16 protein-coding genes are annotated in these 18,177 nt (G+C 73.5%); 10 read left to right on the forward strand and 6 right to left on the reverse strand.

The genetic code is table 11. From position 1 onward, the window contains the following. Positions 1-124 precede the first annotated feature (124 nt). Positions 125-3,472 carry a molecular chaperone Hsp90 gene (locus tag AB0O07_RS17275; RefSeq protein WP_365633514.1) on the reverse strand — a complete coding sequence of 1,116 codons (3,348 nt, stop codon included), beginning with the start codon at positions 3,470-3,472 and terminating at the stop codon, positions 125-127. 382 nt (positions 3,473-3,854) lie between these two features. On the opposite strand from AB0O07_RS17275, the gene AB0O07_RS17280 reads away from it, so the two are divergent. Next, positions 3,855-6,017 (forward strand): DUF4157 domain-containing protein, encoded by a 2,163-nt coding sequence (locus AB0O07_RS17280; protein ID WP_365633517.1) that lies wholly within the window; start codon positions 3,855-3,857, stop codon positions 6,015-6,017. Positions 6,018-6,103: 86 nt separating this feature from the next. Here the strand turns inward: AB0O07_RS17280 and AB0O07_RS17285 are convergent, their stop codons facing one another. Next, positions 6,104-6,997, reverse strand: a complete 894-nt coding sequence (locus AB0O07_RS17285; RefSeq protein ID WP_365633520.1) for an AraC family transcriptional regulator — start codon at positions 6,995-6,997, stop codon at positions 6,104-6,106. Positions 6,998-7,168: 171 nt separating this feature from the next. Between AB0O07_RS17285 and AB0O07_RS17290 the strand changes: the two genes are divergently transcribed. The 3 genes from AB0O07_RS17290 (at position 7,169) to AB0O07_RS17300 (ending at position 8,713) form a co-directional block, all read left to right on the forward strand. Then, positions 7,169-7,609 (forward strand): DUF2000 domain-containing protein, encoded by a 441-nt coding sequence (locus AB0O07_RS17290; protein ID WP_365633523.1) that lies wholly within the window; start codon positions 7,169-7,171, stop codon positions 7,607-7,609. 146 nt (positions 7,610-7,755) lie between these two features. Further along, a complete protein-coding gene (locus tag AB0O07_RS17295; protein WP_365633526.1) occupies positions 7,756-8,175 on the forward strand; it encodes an SRPBCC family protein in 420 nt (139 codons plus the stop codon). A 175-nt stretch (positions 8,176-8,350) separates the two neighbouring features. After that, entirely contained in the window at positions 8,351-8,713 is a 363-nt protein-coding gene (locus tag AB0O07_RS17300) for a hypothetical protein (protein ID WP_365633529.1), read from the forward strand. Between the two features lie 74 nt (positions 8,714-8,787). Here AB0O07_RS17300 and AB0O07_RS17305 read toward each other — a convergent pair whose 3' ends face one another. Both AB0O07_RS17305 and AB0O07_RS17310 read right to left on the reverse strand, forming a co-directional pair. Beyond that, the gene (locus AB0O07_RS17305; RefSeq protein ID WP_365633532.1) at positions 8,788-9,402 is read right to left on the reverse strand and encodes a dihydrofolate reductase family protein; all 615 of its coding nucleotides are present in this window, start codon (positions 9,400-9,402) and stop codon (positions 8,788-8,790) included. A gap of 95 nt (positions 9,403-9,497) precedes the next feature. After that, a complete protein-coding gene (locus AB0O07_RS17310) occupies positions 9,498-10,475 on the reverse strand; it encodes a DUF3027 domain-containing protein (RefSeq protein WP_365633535.1) in 978 nt (325 codons plus the stop codon). Positions 10,476-11,128: 653 nt separating this feature from the next. On the opposite strand from AB0O07_RS17310, the gene AB0O07_RS17315 reads away from it, so the two are divergent. Genes AB0O07_RS17315 through AB0O07_RS17330 form a run of 4 tightly spaced genes read left to right on the forward strand, consistent with a single transcriptional unit; the run spans position 11,129 to position 14,954 of the window. After that, positions 11,129-12,652 carry an MFS transporter gene (locus AB0O07_RS17315; RefSeq protein WP_365633538.1) on the forward strand — a complete coding sequence of 508 codons (1,524 nt, stop codon included), beginning with the start codon at positions 11,129-11,131 and terminating at the stop codon, positions 12,650-12,652. A 27-nt stretch (positions 12,653-12,679) separates the two neighbouring features. After that, positions 12,680-13,192 (forward strand): DUF2771 domain-containing protein, encoded by a 513-nt coding sequence (locus tag AB0O07_RS17320; protein WP_365633541.1) that lies wholly within the window; start codon positions 12,680-12,682, stop codon positions 13,190-13,192. 51 nt (positions 13,193-13,243) lie between these two features. After that, positions 13,244-14,053: a futalosine hydrolase gene (gene mqnB, locus AB0O07_RS17325; RefSeq protein WP_365633544.1), complete on the forward strand. Its 810-nt coding sequence runs from the start codon at positions 13,244-13,246 to the stop codon at positions 14,051-14,053. A gap of 13 nt (positions 14,054-14,066) precedes the next feature. Further along, positions 14,067-14,954 carry a 1,4-dihydroxy-6-naphthoate synthase gene (locus AB0O07_RS17330; RefSeq protein WP_365633547.1) on the forward strand — a complete coding sequence of 296 codons (888 nt, stop codon included), beginning with the start codon at positions 14,067-14,069 and terminating at the stop codon, positions 14,952-14,954. Positions 14,955-15,129: 175 nt separating this feature from the next. On the opposite strand, the gene AB0O07_RS17335 is transcribed toward AB0O07_RS17330, so the two are convergent. After that, a complete protein-coding gene (locus tag AB0O07_RS17335; RefSeq protein WP_365633549.1) occupies positions 15,130-15,513 on the reverse strand; it encodes a cold-shock protein in 384 nt (127 codons plus the stop codon). Positions 15,514-15,764: 251 nt separating this feature from the next. Between AB0O07_RS17335 and AB0O07_RS17340 the strand changes: the two genes are divergently transcribed. Next, complete coding sequence (locus AB0O07_RS17340; RefSeq protein ID WP_365633551.1) at positions 15,765-16,037, forward strand: hypothetical protein; 273 nt, start codon at positions 15,765-15,767, stop codon at positions 16,035-16,037. Between the two features lie 30 nt (positions 16,038-16,067). On the opposite strand, the gene AB0O07_RS17345 is transcribed toward AB0O07_RS17340, so the two are convergent. Continuing rightward, positions 16,068-16,844 carry an HAD family hydrolase gene (locus AB0O07_RS17345; protein ID WP_365633553.1) on the reverse strand — a complete coding sequence of 259 codons (777 nt, stop codon included), beginning with the start codon at positions 16,842-16,844 and terminating at the stop codon, positions 16,068-16,070. A gap of 177 nt (positions 16,845-17,021) precedes the next feature. On the opposite strand from AB0O07_RS17345, the gene AB0O07_RS17350 reads away from it, so the two are divergent. Beyond that, complete coding sequence (locus AB0O07_RS17350; protein WP_365633555.1) at positions 17,022-18,071, forward strand: iron ABC transporter permease; 1,050 nt, start codon at positions 17,022-17,024, stop codon at positions 18,069-18,071. Positions 18,072-18,177: the final 106 nt, after the last annotated feature.

Below are 18,177 nucleotides of genomic sequence, written 5' to 3' on the forward strand. Positions count from 1 at the left end.
GGGCAACTGGTGCCGGGGCCCTGCTCCGTACGTATCCGCGTTTGCGTACGGAGCAGGGCCCGTCCTCGGCCGTACGTACGTTCGTTCACGTACGGAGCGGGGGCCCGCCCTCGGCCCGACCGCCTCAGTCGAACCAGCGGTCCCGGGCCAGTTCCTCCGTCCGGGACAGGTCCTCCAGCAGGGCCGCCACCTCGAAGCGGCGAGGCCACTGGGCGGTCGCCCAGGCCAGGGCCGCCGCCACGCCCTCCAGGGTGGCGGCGTGCAGGGTGCCGTCCGGGGTGCGGCGCCAGTCGAGTTCGGTGCCGTCGGCGCTCAGTTCCCCGTACTCGGTGTACGTGGCGGGGGTGGCCGGGCCGAGGAGGGTGCGTACCGCCTCGGGCACCTCCCGCTCCGTACGGTCCGTACCGGTCACCCCGGCCGGGACCGCCTCGCTCAGCCGCCGCACCTGGAGCAGCTCCGCCAGCTCAGCGGCGCGCGCCGGGGATACGGGGAGGAGGGGAAGCCCTCCGGCGAGCGGGAGGAGGTCGGGGGCGTCCGCGATCAGGGCGTCGGAGGCGTCGACCACGCGTACCTCACCGTCGATGACCGCGCGCAACTCGTCCGGGAGAGTCACCTGTTCGGGGTCGAGGTCGGCCAGGGCCGTGTAGAGGGCGTGGAGTTGGGCGGGGGCGACCTCCCGGTCCGGGTCGGCGAGCCGTCCCAGCAGTTCGGCCGCGCCACCCGGTTCGCCGAGCAGGGCGGCGACCGAGGTCCGTACCCCCAGGGCGTGCAGCACCTGGGCGTCGTCGAAGCCGGAGGCGTCGACCGCGTCGTACAACCCGGCGAGCAGCGGGTCCCCGGCCGCCGAACGGAGCCCGGCGGGGCGCCGCCCGTCGAGCACGGGGTGGTCGCGGAGCCACCACGCGGTGTACGAACGGACGCTCTCCGTGGTCCCGTCGGGCAGCAGCACCCGTACGGAGTGGACGAGCGCGTCCCGCAGCGGCGGCTGGGCGAGCAGCGCCAGCGCCTGCGGCCAGGCGTCGTCGTCCACCAGGTCGAGATCGCGCACGGCGACGATCTCGGTGGCGACCGGCGGGACGGGGGTTTCGGGGAGCCGGTCCAGTACGTCCTCGCACCAGACGTCGACGGCGTCGAGCAGGCCCGCGTCGTCGGGTTCGGCGAAGTCGCTGTCCCTGGGCTCCAGTTCGTCCGGGTCGAGGACGACGTCCGTGGCGCGTACGAGGGCAAAGGCGCCCAGCACCCCGCAGGCGGCCAGCGGCTGTTCGCCCCAGAGTTCGGCCAGTTCGGCGTCGCAGTGGGCGAGTTCGTCTTCGCGGAGGACGGCGGCGAACGGGCTGCCGGGGAGGACGAGTTCGCCGGCGGGCGCGAGTTCGCCGTCCTCGTCGGGGAGGGCGAGGGCGCCCAGCCAGGGTTCGTCGCCGGGTTCGAGCCCCGCGTCCCGTACGAGGGTCAGCACCAGCTCGGCGAGTTCGTCGGCGTCCGGGGTGGTGGCGTCCTCGTCCCAGATCTCGCCCGCGTCGAGCGAGGCCGCGACCGCCGCCCGTACCTGCGGAGTGGTCAGCACGGCGCGCGGTGTGGCGGGCAGCGCGCCCAGCTTCTCCAGCAGGGGGTGGGCGGCGTCGGCGTGGGCCACCTTGAGCCCGAGCCGCGCGAGGTCGACGGAGGCGGCCGGGTCCTCGGATCCTTCGGCCCCGGGCAGCGGCAGCAGCACCTGGCGCGGTCCGATTGTCGTCCGGCCGTCGGCGAGCGGCACCGGCAGCCCGGAGAGCCGGTCGGCGTCGACGCCCGCGAGGGAGTCGTAGAGCCGGTACCACCAGGAGGGCGCACGCTCGGCGCCCGCGATGCGCTCGATGGCGTCACCGAGGGGGAGCCGGCCGACGCCGAGGGTCCGCAGCTCCGGGCGGCGTTCGAGCCCGGCGGGGAGCAGGGTGGGCAGCACCTCGGCGAGCACCCGTACGGTCTCGGCGCCCGCTCCCTCGACGACCTCGGCCTCGAAGGGGCGGAGGGGGCCGGGGGGCGCGAAGGGGCCGGGGGAAGCGAAGGGGCCGGGGGTTCCGTCGTCTTCGGAGGATTCGGCGGGGGTGTCGGACGCGGTGTATGTGTCGGACGCGGTGTACGTGTCGGACTCGGCCGGGGCGGCCGGGGTGAGGAAGGGGACGCGCGGGAGGCGCTCCAGGATCGCGGAGCGCAGCCGCCCGTCCAGCTCGCCCTGGCCGAGCGGCCCGGGGACGAGGTCGAGGAGGGCGGTGGAGTTGGGCGTCCAGCGGCTGAGGAGTTCGGCGTACGCGTCGGCCGCGCGGGTGACCAGGAAGTCGGTGAGCGGCCCCGGCGCGGGGTGGCGCCGGGTGGTGTCCAGCGGCAGCGTGGCGATGAGCAGCGCGGGCACGCCGAGGGGTTCGTCGGTGGGGGTCGGGGCGTGCACGACGGGCGCGGTACGGGGGCGGGCGGGCGCGCCCTCGGCGTCCACGGGCACCGCCCAGGTGACGGCCCAGTGCGGACGGAGGCGTTCCTCCCGGGGGCGGCCTTCGAGGAGGGGGGCGTCGATGGCGCCGTGGTGGCTGACGACGCGCCAGCGACGGGTGGTGCCGGGGGTGAGGGTGGTGTCGGGGGTGGTGCCGGGGGTGAGGGTGGTGTCGGTGGTGATTCCGGCAGTGGTTCCAGCGGCGGTTCCGGCGGCCGGTGCCGTCTCCTCCCGTACCACCACGTACGAGGGGTCCCCCGCGTCCCGCGTACGCCGCAACACCCGTTCCCCTTCCGGGGTTTCGACGGCGGCCTCGGCGAGTCCCGGGAGGGTGAGCAGCAGCGCGTCGTCCACCCCGGTGAGCAGCCGCTCCACCAGATCGGCGGCGGCGGCGTCGCGCAGGGGGAGGATGACGACGGTGTCGTAGCCGTCCGGGGCGGTGCCCTCGGCGGGGAGCGGCAGGCGCAGCAGGGGTACGTGGCCGTCGCGGCGGCGCAGTTCGTCGCCGAGGCCGGGGCTGGCCTGGGCGGTCGCCTCGGCGAGGCCGCGCGCCTCGGCCAGGGACCAGCGGACGCCGCCGTGCCGGCCGATGACGGCGGGCTCGTCGCTGACGGCGAGGACGGCGGCGAAGCCGACGCCGAACCGGCCGACGGCGCCCTCCTGCCCCTCGCGTTTGGCGGAGGCGCGCAGGGTGGAGAGCGACTCGACACCGGTCGCGTCGAGCGGCGCGCCGGTGTTGGCGGCCACCAGGACGGCGGGTCCGTCGCCGGTCGCGGGCCGCAGGGTGAGCCGGAGCCGCCCCGGGACGCCGGCGCGGGCGGCGGCGTCGGCGGCGTTCTGGGCCAGCTCGACGACGAGCCGGTCCCGGTAGCCGCCGAGCGCCAGGTCCTCCTCGGCGTTGGCGTCCTCGCGGAACCGCGCGGGGCTCGCGCCCCAGGCGTCCAGCACGCCGCGCCGCAGCCGCGCCGTACCGAACGGGTCGGCCCCCGCACCCGTACCGACGACGCCCATGCCGCCCGCGCCACCCGCACCGCCAGCGCCGCCGGCGCCCCTCACACCGCCTGCGCCGCCCGCGCCGCCCGCGCCACCCGCGCCACTCAGGCCGCCTACGCCACCTACGCCGCTCACGCTGTGACTCCGCTCTGTTCCGTACGTCCGTGTCGGCCCGTCGCCGACGGCCGTAGCTGTCCCGCACGCCCGTCCGCGCGTACGGGCCCGAACGTACCGCGCCGCCGGGCCCCGTGACGGTGCGGGGCCGCACCACACGCCGCCGCGCGGGGCGGATGCCGTCCGACGGCATCCGCTGATGACGGCGACCGATGCCGACTGCCGGACTACGCTTCGGCGTTGTAGACGTCTCTCCACTTCACTTCAGCGCGTACGGGAGCAGGACATGACCACCAGTCCTATACGGAACAAGGAGGCCGAGCGCGGCCACATGCCCCTCACGGCCAGAGAGCCCACGGCCGGGAGTGCCGCTCAGGGCGGTCCCGATCTCATGGCGAGCGCCGGAAACGCGGCGGTCGTCCAGATGCTCCGCCAGGCCGGGCACCCCTGGGCCCAGAGCCGGCATCAGCACGGGCCCGCGTGCGGGCACCAGGGATCGGGGTCGCAGGTCCAGCGTTCCGTACCGGACACGACCGTCGAGCGGGCGCACCAGGACGGGGAGCACGCCCACGACGGCGGGCCTGGCGCGGCGGCAGAGGCGGCCGAGGCGGACCACAGCCCGGCCGCTCAGGCGGCCCTCCTCAATGAGGCCATCGCGTCGCCGAGCCGCTCGCTTCCCACGCCGCTGCTCGACGCGGCGGTGCCGTACTTCCAGAACCCGAACCTCGGCGCCGCCCAGCTCCACGACAACCCGGTGGCCCAGCGGGCCACCGAGGCGCTGGGCGCCCAGGCCATGACGGTCGGCCACCACATCTTCGCGCCCCCGAAGGTCGCCAGGGACATGAGGATCATGGGGCACGAGCTGAGCCATGTGAACGAGAACCTCAACGGCACCAAGGAGACCGGGGTCAACAGCGGTGCCGGCTTCGCGGTCACCGACCCCAACCAGGGCTCCGAGCGGAGTGCGGACAAGGACGGGGCCTTCTTCGAAGCGGGTGCGGCAACCGCCCCGTCCGTCGTCGCCCAGCGGGCCGCGTCCGGGCACGCGGGACACCACCACGAGGATCTGCCCGAGGCCGGGACCGTGCAGCGCGCGGCTGAGGTGCCGACCGTGCAGCGCGTGGAGGGCTCGCAGCAGCGCGGAGGCTACGAGGCCGACCACTCCGGATCGAACTACTCGTCCTCCGGATCGGAGTACGAACGGCAGCCCGACAGTTCCCCGGAGCGGGGGGCCTCCATACGGTCGGGCGGTGCCGGCAGCGCCGCGCAGTCCTTCATGGACGGTCCGGCGAACCCGTATCAGCAAAGGAATTACGGGCGCTACGAGTTCGAGCCGTCCTCCTCCTCCAGTGAGGACGAGCGCCGCCAGCCGGCGCGCCCCGAATCCCCGGCTCCCGCGCCCGCTCCGGTGCAGAGTTCGGCCATGGGCGACGCGGTGTACGGCATCGTGCACAGCGGCGTCACGAGCTCCCTCCTCGAAGGCGCCGAGGCGGAGGAGGGGGGAGTCACCGACGAATCCAGGGCGATGATCGACGGATGGGCCGAATACGCGGCCTCGGCCGCCTCCGCCGCCGTCAACGACAGCGAGGTCGCCGACCACGCCGAGGACAGCCCCGAATACGGGGACTTCCTGTACCGCTATCCGATGGTGTTCGAAGAGGTCTTCACGGAACACCACGAACTCCTGTTCGCGCAGCAGGCGGAGCGCATCGCGGACATGGCCGTGAGCCGGGTCCAGCGGGAACAGCGCCAGAACCGGAGAGCGGCCCGGCATGGCATCGATCTGCCGGAGCACCCCGAACTGAGGCCGCTGCGCGCCCTGCTCCTACGGGAACTGCTCGACGGCAGCCGCAAGAAGCTGAAGGTCACGCTCAAGGTGGACGCGGGGAACGTCCTTCGGGGGTCGCTCGGGCACGCCTGGATCGAGGTCACCGGATCGGACGGGAAGAAGGTCGCCTTCGGCTTCTACCCGGAGAGGGGCGAGGAGATCCCGCTGCTGGAGAGCATTCCGGGCGGAGTCGCGTGCCCGGACGGGCACAAGAAGGTCACTCACAGGGAATCGAAGAATGTATCGCTGAATCGTGTCCAGAGCGGTTACCAGGTCGCCTTCGCGAAGGCCGAGGTCGCCTACAACCTCACCCAGTACAACTGCACGATCTTCGCCAACGACGTGTGGAAGGCGATGACCGGCGAGGACATGCCCCGGAACCTGCTCAGCCTGGAGGGGTTGATCGGCACGGTCGCCCCGAACCCCACCGGCGCGGCCCACGGCCTCGACCGGCACCAGGCGCCGCGGCTGGACCGCAGGCGTGAGCGCCTCCGCCCCGCCATGGAGGGCCCCATGCGCGGTCTGGTTCCCGGGACCGGCAACGCGGACGAGATGGCCGACCAGATGGCCCGCATGGGGATCTCCCAGAGCAGCGGCCAGTCCTCGGACGAGGTGGACTGACCGGGGGGACGGCCGGTGGCCGGCGGGACGGTCGGTGGCCGGCGGCGGCCCCGTGCGGCGTTTGAGCGACGCGGGGCCACCGCCTCCTACCCGGCTCCCGCGCCGGCCCGCCCGAACGCCCCCGGGGTCACCCCGAACGACCGGACGAACCAGCGGTGGAAGTGCGCCTGGTCGGCGAAGCCGGAGAGGGCGGCGGCGTCGGCGGCCGAGCGCCCCGCCGCGAGCAGCCGCCGGGCCTTGCGGAGCCGGAGCAGCCGGTGGTAGTCGCTGGGCGGCATGCCGTACACGGCCCGGAAGGCCCGGTAGAGGGCGAACCGGCTGCACCCGGCGGCGTCCGCGAGCTCCTGGGCGGTGAGGTCGCGCTCGTACTCCTCGTCCAGCAGCGCCCGCACCCGCCGCGCGGCCAGGAGCCGCCCGCTGCCGGAGAGCCCCCGGGTGGGTCCGCCGGAGAGTTCGCGGGGGACGGCGGAGCCCGTACGGTTCGAGGCGTTGCGCCGGACCATGGCGGTGACGGCGGCGGTCAGCCGCTCCTCCCGTACGAGCGGATCGGCGCCGCCGACGAGTGCGGGGTGCAGGCGGCGGAGGGCGCAGGCGAGGACCGGGTCGTCGACGACGGGCCGGTCGAAGAGGGGGAGGGCGGCGCGCCCGCCGGTGATGTCGTCGAGGACGTCCCGGACGACCTCGGGCCCGATGTGCATGATCCGGTAGGTGAAACCCAGCTCCTCGGCGGCCTCGCCGTCATGGGGGTCGTCCGGGTTGAACGCCATGATCATCCCGGTGGTGCTGGTGTGGCCGCCGCCCCGGCAGTGGAAGCGCTGGGCGCCGGATTCGGTGACGGCGAAGGAGTACGCGTCGTGGCTGTGGAGGTGGAAGACGTGCCGGACGAAGTGGGCGTGCATGGCTTCCAGCGGCCGGTCCGGATCCCGCCAGTAGCGCGCCCAGTCGCCGCCGGGGGTGGTGGGGAGGCCCTGCTGGTTCATGCTGTCCAGTCTGCCGCGCGGGGGGCGGGGGCGCGGAAGTGTCCAGGGGGTGGCCGCCCGGGAGCGTCCAGGGGGTGGCCGCACGAGGGGCGTACCGCAGGGCCGTGCGAGGGGGCGTACCGCGCACGAACGTTCAAGACACCGCCCCGGTGGCGGTCCGAGACTGCCCCCATGACAGACAGCACATCCTCCGGGGCGCCGTTCCGCTTCGACACCAAGATCGCCGTCATCGTCCGGGACGACCTGGCCGTATGGCAGAAGCTGAACGTGACGGCCTTCCTGGCCAGCGGTATCGCGCACGCGCGGGACGACATCATGGGCAAGCGGTACGAGGACGCCTCCGGCAACGACTACCTCCCGCTGCTGCGCGAACCGGTCCTCTGCTTCGCCGCCGACGCCCCGGCCCTGACCCGCAGCCACGCCCGGGCGCTGGCCCGCGCCGTACCGACGGCCCTCTATACGGCGGAGATGTTCGCCACGGGCAACGACGAGGACAACCGGGCGGCGGTACGGACGGTCCCGGCGGACGCCCTGGACCTGGTGGGGCTGGCGGTGCACGGTCCGCGGAACGTGGTCGACAAGATCGTCAGGGGACTGAAGCTGCACGGCTGACGAGGCCGGTCGGATTCATCCAGGGGGCCGGTTCAATTCGTTCGACAAGCCTGTCCGATTCGTTCGACAAACCCGTCCGATTCGTTCGAGAAGCCGGTCCGATTCGTTCAAGAAAACGGCGGCGGTGGCCCACTACCATCGCCGCCATGATCAGCAGCGATAAGGAATCACGCCACCTCAGCGTCCGTATCGACCGCCCCGTCCACGAGGTCTACGCCTACGCCTCGGCCCCGGCCAACCTGCCCGCGTGGGCCCGTGGCCTGGGGGACTCGATCGAGAAGGCCGGCGATCAATGGATCGCGGAATCCTCCCTGATGGGACGGGTGGTGGTGGCCTTCGTCCCCCGGAACGAACTGGGGGTGCTCGACCACGACGTCACGCTGCCCTCCGGGGAGACCGTCCACAACCCGGTGCGTGTCATCGCCGACGGCGCGGGGAGCGAGGTGGTCTTCACCCTTCGCCGGCAGCCGGGGACGAGCGACGCCGACTTCGAGCGTGACGCCGGCATGGTCGCCGCCGACCTGACGCGCCTCAAAAACGTACTGGAGTCCGCGGAAACCTCCTGAACGATCACCCCGACAACACAATCTCCACAGGTCAGGGCGGGTTTCACAGCCGGATTGCGCCCTCGTCACAGGCGTGTCCCAACGCCCTTTCCCACGCAACGCGGATCCGCCGCGCCCACATCCGAAAGACCAGAAGCCCCGTTCACCGGGAACGGGGCCCTGTGGAGGAAGACTTATGCACGTCCGCAAGATCTCGGCGCTCACCCTCACCGCCGTGGCCCTCACCCTGTCGCTCACCGCCTGCAACCCGGACAACGACGGGGCCGCGGGAACCTCCGTGCCGACCACCGCGTCGTCGGCCGCGTCGTCGGCCGGCACGGCCGGCTCCGGCTCCAACGCCGATTCCGCCTCCGGCTCCGGCTCCGGCTCCGGAAAGTCGGACGCATCGGCCGGGGAGAGCACCACGCCCCCCGGCCCCAACAAGCCCGGCGAGCGCTGCACCAACCAGTACAACTACGCCGAGGACACCCGCTCCAACGCCGAGATCAACAGCATCGGCTCGGACACGGGCACATGCCCGCCCGTACAGCCCGAGTAACCCACCAGCGCCATCCCCTACGCCGTGGGCGCCTTGCCGTGTGCCCCGGGCGGCGGCGCCCTCGCGGGGAGGGGTCAGTCGGTGTCCGTGCGGGTGTACGTGAGGAACTGGGCGCCGCTCTGGAGGGGGGTGTGGCTGGTCAGGTGCCAGGTTCGGGGGGTGAAGGCCGCCTTGGGGGAGAACAGCGGGATGCCCTGGGCGATGGTCAGGGGGGAGAGTTTGAGGATCAGGGTGTCGATCTCCTCGTAGAGGCTGCCCGCCAGTTCCGCGCCGCCCAGGAGCCAGATGTCCTTGCCGGGTTCCCGCTTGAGACGGCGTACGGTTGCCACCGGGTCCTCCGGGGTCAGTTCGACCGTCGGGGACGGGGCCTTGGCCAGGGTGCGGGAGAAGACCAGGTGGCGCAGGTGCGGGTAGGCGTCGGGGACCCCTGCGGCCAGGCCGATCTCGTAGCTGCGGCGGCCCTCCAGCACCGTGTCGAAGTGGGTGCCCTCCGCCTCCACCCCGAGCGCCTCCCTGGCCTGGACGGGGAGCGTCTCGGGGTACGTGTCGACAATGTGCCGTACGTAGTCCTCCGCCAGGGGCCAGAAGCCGTCCGGGCCTGACGGGTCCGCCCCGTCCGGGCCCGCTATGAAGCCGTCCAGCGTGGTGGCCACGTAGTAGGTGAGCTTGCGGTGGGTGAGGGTGTGCATCGCCGTTGTCCTGCCTCGTCCCTTACGGGCCTTAAGGGGCCTCGGGGGGGTTAGGGGCCTCAGGGGGTTAGGGGGCTCAGGGGGGCTCAGGGGCCTTACGAGTGGCCCAGGTCCTCCGTATCGCCGTCCCCCACCGCCGTGCCCGTCAGGACCGAGCCGCTGTCCCGGGCCGGACGGAGCGGGAAGGCGTCCGTGCCCATCGAGTCGAGTACCGGCGGCGCGGGGCGCGGCGGCTTCGGCATGACCGCCGCCTCGGAGTGCCCGCCGCAGCCGTACGCCAGGGATACGACCCGCCCGTCGGCCGGGGAGAACTCGTTGGCGCAGACGCCGAACGCCTGGCGCAGCGAGCCCGCCAGCGGGAGCAGGAAGCCGCAGGAGACACAGGGCGCCGGGGCCGCCTGGGCCATCGGGGTCTTCGCGCCGAAGGACTCGTCCCAGCGGTCGGCGGCCACATGGAGGCCGTACCGGGAGAGGACCCGCGCCCTGCGCATGCCCAGTTCCTCGGCGACCGCCGCGATCGTGCCCCTGGTGGGGGCCGAGAGGGTGTCGTCGGCCGGGGTCCCGACGGAGTCGGCGGCATCGGCGGCATCGGCGGACGGGGCCGCGTCCTCCGCCTCCACCAGGTCCGCCAGGTTCTGCGGGGTGACCTCCGGGACGACGGAGTTCGGCGGGGGCGTGTCCTCGCCCGAGTAGCCGGGCTCCAGCCGCAGGTCCTCCGCCTCCGTCGGCAGCAGGTCGCCGGGGCCCATGTCGCCGGGGCGGAGCCGTTCGCTCCAGGGCACCCATTCGGGGGCCAGCAGCGAGTCGGGACCGGGCAGCAGCACCGTTTCGTCCAGCGTGACGTGCTTCGCGCGGGAGGCGCGCGCGACCGTCACCGCCCAGCGCCAGCCCCGGTAGCCGGGCTCCTTGCACTCGAAGAAGTGGGTGACGACCCTGTCCCCGTCGGCCACCGCCGTGACATGTTCCCCGACCACCCCGGGCGCGGCGGCCTCCTCGGCTGCCGCGCGGGCGAGGTCTACCGCCTCGGCGCACAGGCGGTCAGGGATTCGGCTTCGCGTCGTCGCAGCACTCACAGGTCTCGCTTCTCTCCTACGCCGTCTCACGGGTGCGCCGACCGCATCGGATTTCGATGTACGGGCCGAGGGCGGAGCGGACCAGAGGGCCGCATCGACGTCCACGCCCGAGATCTCCTCGGGCACGCCTACTGTCATCCATTCTGCGGGATGCCAAAGAGGCGCGCGGCCGAGAACAACCGCCGGTGGCGCGCTACGCACGCTACCTCCTCTGCCGCCCGCCGCCCACCTGCGCGCCGTCTTTCCCGCGCTTCGGACCCCTCCGCAACCGGGCCGTAACGCAGCGGAGGCCGCGGGAAGACCCCGGGAAGGCCGTGGGGAGGCGGTGGGAAGGCCGTGGGGAGGCCCAGAGGTGGCGCAGGGGAAGGCCGGGGCAGCCCCCGGGTGATTCCCGGTGGGCGCCGGTGAGTCCCGGGCGCGTCCCCCGCCCGCGGCCCCGGGGGCGCGTCTCCGTGCCGGGCAGGCCCGGGTGCGTCCCCTGCCGGACAGCCCCGGGCGCGTCCGCCGCCCGCAGACCCGGCCACGTCCCCGCCGGGCACCCCAGGTCGCGCCCCCGCCGGGCAGCCCCGGGCGCGTCCCGGCCAAGCAGCCCCGGGGTCCGTCCGCGTCCCCCGCCGGTCGGGCCCCCGTCATGGCACCGTCACGGCCCCGTCATGCCTGAGATCGGTTCACGCCAGGGGCCCTTGGGGCACTATGGCGGAGTGGCAGCCGCGAGATCCGCGAGGTCGTCCGACGCGTACGACGGCGGTCCGCTCCGGAGGACGGTGCGGGCCGTCGGCCGTGCGCTGCGCCTGCCCTTCACCGCCGCCGCACGCGCGATCCGCAGGGCCACCCACGCGCACGGCGCCGGCGAGTCCGGGCTCGGCAAGCTGATCGAACTGCACGCCGTCAACGGCGCGGGCGATGTCATGATCACCGTCGCGCTCGCCTCCACCGTCTTCTTCTCCGTACCGACCGACGAGGCGCGCGGCCGGGTCGCGCTCTACCTCGCCGTCACCATGGCGCCCTTCACCCTCCTCGCCCCGGTCATCGGCCCCCTCCTCGACCGCCTCCCGCACGGCCGGCGCGCCGCCATGGCCGCCACCATGCTGACCCGCGCCGTCCTCGGCCTCGCCATGTCGGCCGCCGTGGTCACCGGCAGCCTGGAGCTCTACCCGGCCGCGCTCGGGGTGCTGGTCGCGTCGAAGGCGTACGGCGTGGTCCGCAGCGCCGTGATGCCCCGGCTGCTGCCGCCGCGCGTCTCGCTCGTACGGGCCAACTCCCGTGTCACGCTGGCCGGTCTGCTCGCCACCGGGCTCGCGGCGCCGATCGCCGCCGGGCTGCACCAGATCGGGGAGCGCGGTCCGCTGTACGGGGCGTGCGTGATCTTCCTCGGCGGTACGGTGCTGGCCTTCACCCTGCCGCCCGTCGTCGACTCGGCCAAGGGCGAGCGCAAGGCGCACCTCGTGCACGTCCCCCACCCCAAGAGCGACCGGGGCGACCGGGACGGCAAGAACGGCAAGGGCCGCAAGGGCCGCAAGGACGGCAAGGGCGACAGGGAGAGCAGAGCCGACAGGAAGGAGCGGGAGCGCGAGCGGCGGCCCGGGCTGCGGACCGTCGGGCCCTCCGTCCTCCACGGACTCCAGGCCAACGCCGCGCACCGCGCCCTCTCCGGCTTCCTCATCTTCTTCCTCGCCTTCCTCCTCCGCGAGCACCCCCTCACCGGACTGAGCGCCGCCGTCTCGCTCGGCGTCGTCGGCGTCGCGGCGGGCGCCGGGAACGCGCTCGGCACGGCCGTCGGCGCCTGGCTCAAGGCCCGCGCGCCCGAGTTGATCATCGCCACCATGCTGGGCATCGCCCTCTGCTCGGCGCTCCTGGCCGCGCTGCTCTTCGGCGGCGTGATGATGGCCGTGCTCTGCGCGATCGCCGGGTTCTCGCAGGCGCTCAGCAAGCTCTCCCTGGACGCCGTGATCCAGCGCGACGTCCCGGAGGAGGTACGGACCTCCGCGTTCGCCCGCTCCGAGACGCTGCTCCAGATGTCCTGGGTGGTCGGCGGCGCGATCGGTATCGCGCTCCCCCTCAACGGGGTGGTGGGCATGGGCGTCGCCGCGGGCATCGTGGCGCTGGGCGCGCTCGCGGGCGTACGGGGGCTGCTCGGCGCCGCCCGGCGCGGCTCGCCCCACCCGCGTGTGGCGTGAACCGGGGCGACCGATAGCCTTCGCCCCATGACCGTTGCGCTCTTCTCTGGCTCCTCTGGCTTCTCCGGCTTCGCCCGTAAGTCCCGCCGGGCCGGCGCCGCTCTCGGCGCGGTGGCCACCGGACTCCTCGTCCTCGCCGCCTGCGACAAGCCGACGCCGCTCGCGACCGTGACGGTCGGCACCGACTCGGTCAACACCGAGGCGTCCTGCTACAACGACGGCAAGGCCATCGCGGAGAACAAGATGACCGCCTGCCTCAACAAGAAGGCGGACCGGACCATCACCGTCGCCCTCGACGACAAGATCCGTTTCGGCGTCGACCCGACCATCGCCGAGCACGGCTGGTCGATCTTCATCAACGGCCAGCCGGCCGAGCAGGAGCCGTACACGAAGACGTACCGGACCATCCCGGCGAGCGCCTTCCTCTCCAGCCAGGCCAGCCCGACCGGGGAGCCGGCGACCGAGACGCAGGTCAGCATCGTCGAGACGTCCGGGAAGACCCTGACAGGGGTCTGGCACTTCCAGTTCAAGAAGGGCTGACCGGCCCCCTCCGTCCCCGTCGCCCCCGTCGTCGCTCCGAGAGGTTCCGCCATGCGTGTGCTCGTCGTGACGGCCGTGGCGGCGGAGGCCGACGCCGTGGCCGCCGGGCTCGGGCGGTACGCCGCCAGTGGGGTACGGGAGTTGACCGGCGGGTACGAGATCAAGGGCCACGCCCAGTACACGCCGCGCCCCGGCTCCGTGCAGATACCGGTGATCGACGTGCTGGCGGGCGGGGTGGGCCCGACCGCCGCTGCGGTCGCCACCGCGACGGCGCTCGCCGCCTCCCCGTACGACCCGCCGTACCACCTGGTCGTCGCAGCCGGTATCGGCGGGGGCTTCCAGCCGCACGCGCCGGTCGGCTCGCTCGTGGTCGCCGACTCGATCGTCGCCGCGGACCTGGGGGCCGACTCGCCGGACGGCTTCGCCGCCGTGGAGGAGCTGGGCTTCGGGCGCTCCGTACGCCGTCCGCACCCAGAGTTCTCGGCGCGGATGGCACGGGCGCTGGGTGCCTCCGGTGACTCCACCGGCTCCAGTGGCCCCGCCGGTGCCTCCGGTGGCTCCCGTACGCCGTCCGGGCCCGCCGCGCTGCTCGCGCCCATCCTGACGGTCTCGACCGCGACGGGCACGGCCGCCCGCACCGCCGAACTCGCCGCCCGTCACCCCCGGGCCGCCGCCGAGGCGATGGAGGGGTACGGGGTCGCGGAGGCCGCGGCCGTCCACGGCGTACCGTGTACAGAGATCCGCGCGATCTCGAACGCCGTCGGGCCGCGCGACCGGGCGTCCTGGCGGATCGGCCCGGCGCTGGAGGCGCTCCGGAACGCGTTCACCCTGCTCACCCCCATCTTCGAGGAACCTTCGTGACCGAGGAGTCGTCGTGACGTCCCCACTCCGTACGTCCCCACTCCGTCCGTCCCCGATCCGTATCGCCTTCTCGCCGTGCCCGAACGACACCTTCGTCTTCGACGCCTGGGCGCACGGACGGGTCCCCGGGGCGCCCGGACTCGACGTCACCTTCGCGGACATCGACCTCACCAACGGCATGGCGGAGCGCGGCGAGTTCGACGTCCTGAAGGTCTCGTACGCCGTACTCCCCTGGATCCTGGACGAGTTCACCCTGCTGCCCTGCGGCGGCGCGCTCGGCCGGGGGTGCGGTCCGCTGGTCCTCGCGAAGGAGCCGGACGCCGATCTGACCGGGCGGACCGTCGCCGTGCCGAGCGAGCGCTCGACCGCCTATCTGCTCTTCCGGCTCTGGGCGGCGGACCGGGTGCCCGGCGGGGTGGGCGAGATCGTCGTGATGCCGTTCCACGAGATCATGCCCGCCGTACGGGACGGCAAGGTGGACGCCGGACTCGTGATCCACGAGGCCCGGTTCACCTATCAGAATTATGGGCTGCACCGCCTCGCTGACATGGGCGAGCACTGGGAGTCCACGACCGGACTGCCGATCCCGCTGGGCGCGATCGTCGCCAAGCGCTCGCTGGGCGCGGAGAGGCTGCGGCTGCTCGCGGACTCCGTACGCCGGTCGGTCCGGATGGCCTGGGACGATCCGGAGGCCTCGCGTCCGTACGTACGGGAGCATGCCCAGGAGATGGACCCGGCCGTCGCCGACCAGCACATCGGGCTGTACGTCAACGAGTTCACCGCCGACCTGGGCGAGGACGGGTACGCCGCCATCCGCGGGCTGCTGACCCGCGCCGCGGCCGAGGGGCTGGTGCCCGCGCTGCCGGCGGAGGCGCTCGCGTTCGCGGGTGACAAGAGCTGACGGGAACTGACGGGAACTGACGGGAACTGACGACAGGGAGCCGGCAGGAGCTGACGATGTCGTCGTAGCGGAAGGGCGGGGTACGTAAGGGTGGAAGCCCTGTACGTACCCCGCCCTTCCGCCGGGCCGAAGGCCGGAGGTCTGATGTCGGACGTCCGGTCTCCGACGTCCGGCGTCAGACGTCCAACTGGTCCGCCACCGCGCGCAGCAGGCCCGCGATCTTCGCGCCGTGCGCCTTGTCGGGGTAGCGGCCGCGCTCCAGCATCGGCGTGATGTTCTCCAGCAGCGTCGTCAGATCCTGGACGATCGAGGCGAGTTCATCCGGCTTACGGCGCTGGGCGGCGGCCACCGATGGCGCCGGGTCGAGCACCGTCACGGAGAGCGCCTGGTCACCGCGTTGCCCCGCGACGACCCCGAACTCCACGCGCTGGCCTGGCTTGAGGGCGTCGACACCGTCGGGGAGGACCGACGAGTGCACGAAGACGTCGCCGCCGTCGTCGCGGGAGAGAAAGCCGAAGCCCTTCTCGCTGTTGAACCACTTGACCTTGCCGGTAGGCACGTCTGTCCTCGTCCTCGTACTCGTTGGGGCGCTGGCGCGCGCGAAACGGCTCTGGATAGCACTACAGCGGGTCCTCGACCCGCCACCCCAAGGCTAATGGCCCAGGGCCCGGTGACAAGACGTTGCCGGACGGTTCCTGTCCGCTGCCTTCGGCAGGGAACTACCCTGGTGAGGTGAGTACTACTCCTGTCCCCCGATCATCGGGCTCCACGGCCGCCGCCGATCCGGCTTCCGGGACCGCCCCCGCGAGCGTGCCCGCGCGTGACGAGGCCGGGCCCGGGGACGGTCTCGTACGGGCCGGGGCGATCGTCTTCGGCGTCGGCGCCGTGGCGACCCTGGTCACGGTGGCGCCCCTCTTCCTGGGGTGGACGCCGTTCCCGACCGTCGCGTATCTCGTGTCGATGCTGATGGGGGTCGGCTTCGCGGTCGCCGGCGCGGGCGTGCTCCGCTCGGTCGCGGCGCAGCGCAGCCGGGACAGCAGGGACAGGCGGGACCGCCGGGACGGGCGGGACAGCCGGAGCTGACGCGACGCGGCTCGTCGGCGGTCGCGGGGGCTAACGCGCCGCGTCGGCCGCCCCGTTGACGGCCGCCCCGTTGACGGCCGCCCGGCCGGCGTACGTCCCGTCGGCGTACGTCCCGTCGGCGTACGTCCCGTCGGCGTACGTCCTGTCGGCGTCCTTCCCGTCGACGTACGCCGCCAGCCACGCCGGGAACTCCGTCAGGTCCGTCAGGACGACATCCGCGCCCTCCGTACGGAGTTCCTCCGCACCGCACGGCCCCGTCACCACGGCCACGGAGAGCGCCCCCGCCGTACGGGCTCCGCGTACGTCGCCGGTGTGGTCCCCGACGTACACCGAAGCCCCGTGCTCGCGCAGCGCCTCGCCCTTCGCCTCCGCCCAGAGCCAGCCGATGACCTCGTCCGGCTCGATGCCGAGGTGGCCGAGGTGGAGCCTGGCGTTCGGCTCGTGCTTCGCCGTGACGACGATCGCCCGCCCGCCGAGCGCCCGGACGGCGGCTATCGCCTCGCGGGCGCCGGGCAGGGCGAGGGTCGGGGCGATGGCGAATGTGGGATAGATCTCCCTGTACCGGTCCCCCACCTCCGCGATCCGCTCCTCGGGGAACCAGTGCGCGAGCTCCTGGTCGAGCGGCGGGCCGAGCCGGGTGACGGCCAGGTCGGCGTCGATGTGCACCCCGGTCTCGGCGGAGAGTGCCTGGTAGACGGCGTGAATGCCGGGGCGGGAGTCGATCAGGGTCATATCGAGGTCGAACCCGACGACGGGTCCGGCGGCGGGCGCGGGGCGCTCCGTACGCGACATGCTGGAGTGTGCCATGAGGCCCATTCTGCCCAGGCCGATTCCACCCACTCCGGTGGCTTGATCCCCCCGCTTAGACTGAGCCGGTCAGCCAAGCCAAGCCTTACCTCGCTCCCCCCCTCTGCCTCACTCCCTCTCAACGCGCTTCCCAACGCGCTTCCCAACGCGCTTCCCGACGCACCTCCCTGGGGTCAGATGCCAGCCGCCGCCCTCCCGACGACACCGCCCCGCCCCGCCGCCGCCCGGGGCTCGCTCGTCGTCCGCCGTATCGGCTGGACGGTGGCGGGTGTCGTGGCCGTGGTGCTCGCGGTGGTGCTGAGCCTCGCCGTCGGCGCCCGGGCCGTCGCGCCCTCCGCCGTGCTGGACGCGCTGCTGGGCTCCGGGCACGGCGACGACGCCGAGGTCATCCGCCAACTCCGCGTCCCCCGCACCCTGATCGGCGTGATGGTCGGAGCCGCGCTCGCGCTCGCCGGTACGGCGCTCCAGGGCATCACCCGTAACCCCATCGCCGACCCCGGGATCCTCGGCGTCAGCCAGGGCGCTTCGGTGGGGGTGGTGCTCGCCATCGCCTTCGCGGGGGTGCACACGCTCGGCGGGTACGTGTGGTTCGCGTTCGCGGGGGCCGGGCTCGCCTCGGTCGCGGTGTACGCGATCGCCTCCGCCGGTCGCGGCGGCGCGACCCCGGTCAAGCTCGCGCTGGGCGGAGCCGCGATCAACGCGCTGCTGGTGGCGGTGGTCACGGGGGTGCTGACGACGAGCGCGGCGACGCTGGACGAGTTCCGCTTCTGGCAGGTCGGTTCGCTGGCCGGGCGGGACGCGCAGGTGGCCGGGCAGGTGTGGCCGTTCCTGCTCGTCGGCACGGTCCTGGTGGTGGGGGTGGCGCGCGGTCTGGACGCGCTGGCGCTCGGCGAGGACGTCGCGAAGGGGCTGGGGCAGAACGTGGCGGTGGTACGGATCCTGGGCGGCGTCGGGGCGACCGTGCTGACCGGTGTCGGGGTCGCGGCGGCCGGGCCGATCGCCTTCATCGGGCTCGCGGTGCCGCACATCGCCCGTGCGCTGGTCGGCACCGACCACCGGTGGGTACTGCCGATGGCCGCGCTGATCGGCCCGGTCATGCTGCTGGTCGCGGATGTGCTCGGCCGGATCGTCTTCCCGCCGGGCGAGGTGCCGGCCGGGGTGACGACGGCGCTGATCGGGGTGCCGTTCCTGGTGACGCTCGTACGGCGGAAGGCGGTGCCCGCGTGACGACGACGACCGGGGGCGGGACGACCGGCAACGGGACAACCGCGGACGGGGCGACCGGTATACGCCCCGCCGGCGGGGATTCCGCCTCCGTACGCCCCTCAGCTTC

It is taken from the genome of Streptomyces sp. NPDC093085 (assembly GCF_040683935.1).
GTDB lineage: Bacteria > Actinomycetota > Actinomycetes > Streptomycetales > Streptomycetaceae > Streptomyces.

What these genes read in the sequence shown, in the direction of transcription:
- AB0O07_RS17315 (WP_365633538.1), top strand. Translation starts at nt 11,129, where the DNA reads ATGCCTGAGATCGGTTCACGCCAGGGGCCCTTGGGGCACTATGGCGGA.
- AB0O07_RS17345 (WP_365633553.1), bottom strand. Translation starts at nt 16,844, where the DNA reads ATGGCACACTCCAGCATGTCGCGTACGGAGCGCCCCGCGCCCGCCGCC.
- mqnB (WP_365633544.1), top strand. Translation starts at nt 13,244, where the DNA reads ATGCGTGTGCTCGTCGTGACGGCCGTGGCGGCGGAGGCCGACGCCGTG.
- AB0O07_RS17350 (WP_365633555.1), top strand. Translation starts at nt 17,022, where the DNA reads ATGCCAGCCGCCGCCCTCCCGACGACACCGCCCCGCCCCGCCGCCGCC.
- AB0O07_RS17280 (WP_365633517.1), top strand. Translation starts at nt 3,855, where the DNA reads ATGACCACCAGTCCTATACGGAACAAGGAGGCCGAGCGCGGCCACATG.
- AB0O07_RS17290 (WP_365633523.1), top strand. Translation starts at nt 7,169, where the DNA reads ATGACAGACAGCACATCCTCCGGGGCGCCGTTCCGCTTCGACACCAAG.
- AB0O07_RS17305 (WP_365633532.1), bottom strand. Translation starts at nt 9,402, where the DNA reads ATGCACACCCTCACCCACCGCAAGCTCACCTACTACGTGGCCACCACG.
- AB0O07_RS17285 (WP_365633520.1), bottom strand. Translation starts at nt 6,997, where the DNA reads ATGAACCAGCAGGGCCTCCCCACCACCCCCGGCGGCGACTGGGCGCGC.
- AB0O07_RS17275 (WP_365633514.1), bottom strand. Translation starts at nt 3,472, where the DNA reads ATGGGCGTCGTCGGTACGGGTGCGGGGGCCGACCCGTTCGGTACGGCG.
- AB0O07_RS17295 (WP_365633526.1), top strand. Translation starts at nt 7,756, where the DNA reads ATGATCAGCAGCGATAAGGAATCACGCCACCTCAGCGTCCGTATCGAC.
- AB0O07_RS17300 (WP_365633529.1), top strand. Translation starts at nt 8,351, where the DNA reads ATGCACGTCCGCAAGATCTCGGCGCTCACCCTCACCGCCGTGGCCCTC.
- AB0O07_RS17320 (WP_365633541.1), top strand. Translation starts at nt 12,680, where the DNA reads ATGACCGTTGCGCTCTTCTCTGGCTCCTCTGGCTTCTCCGGCTTCGCC.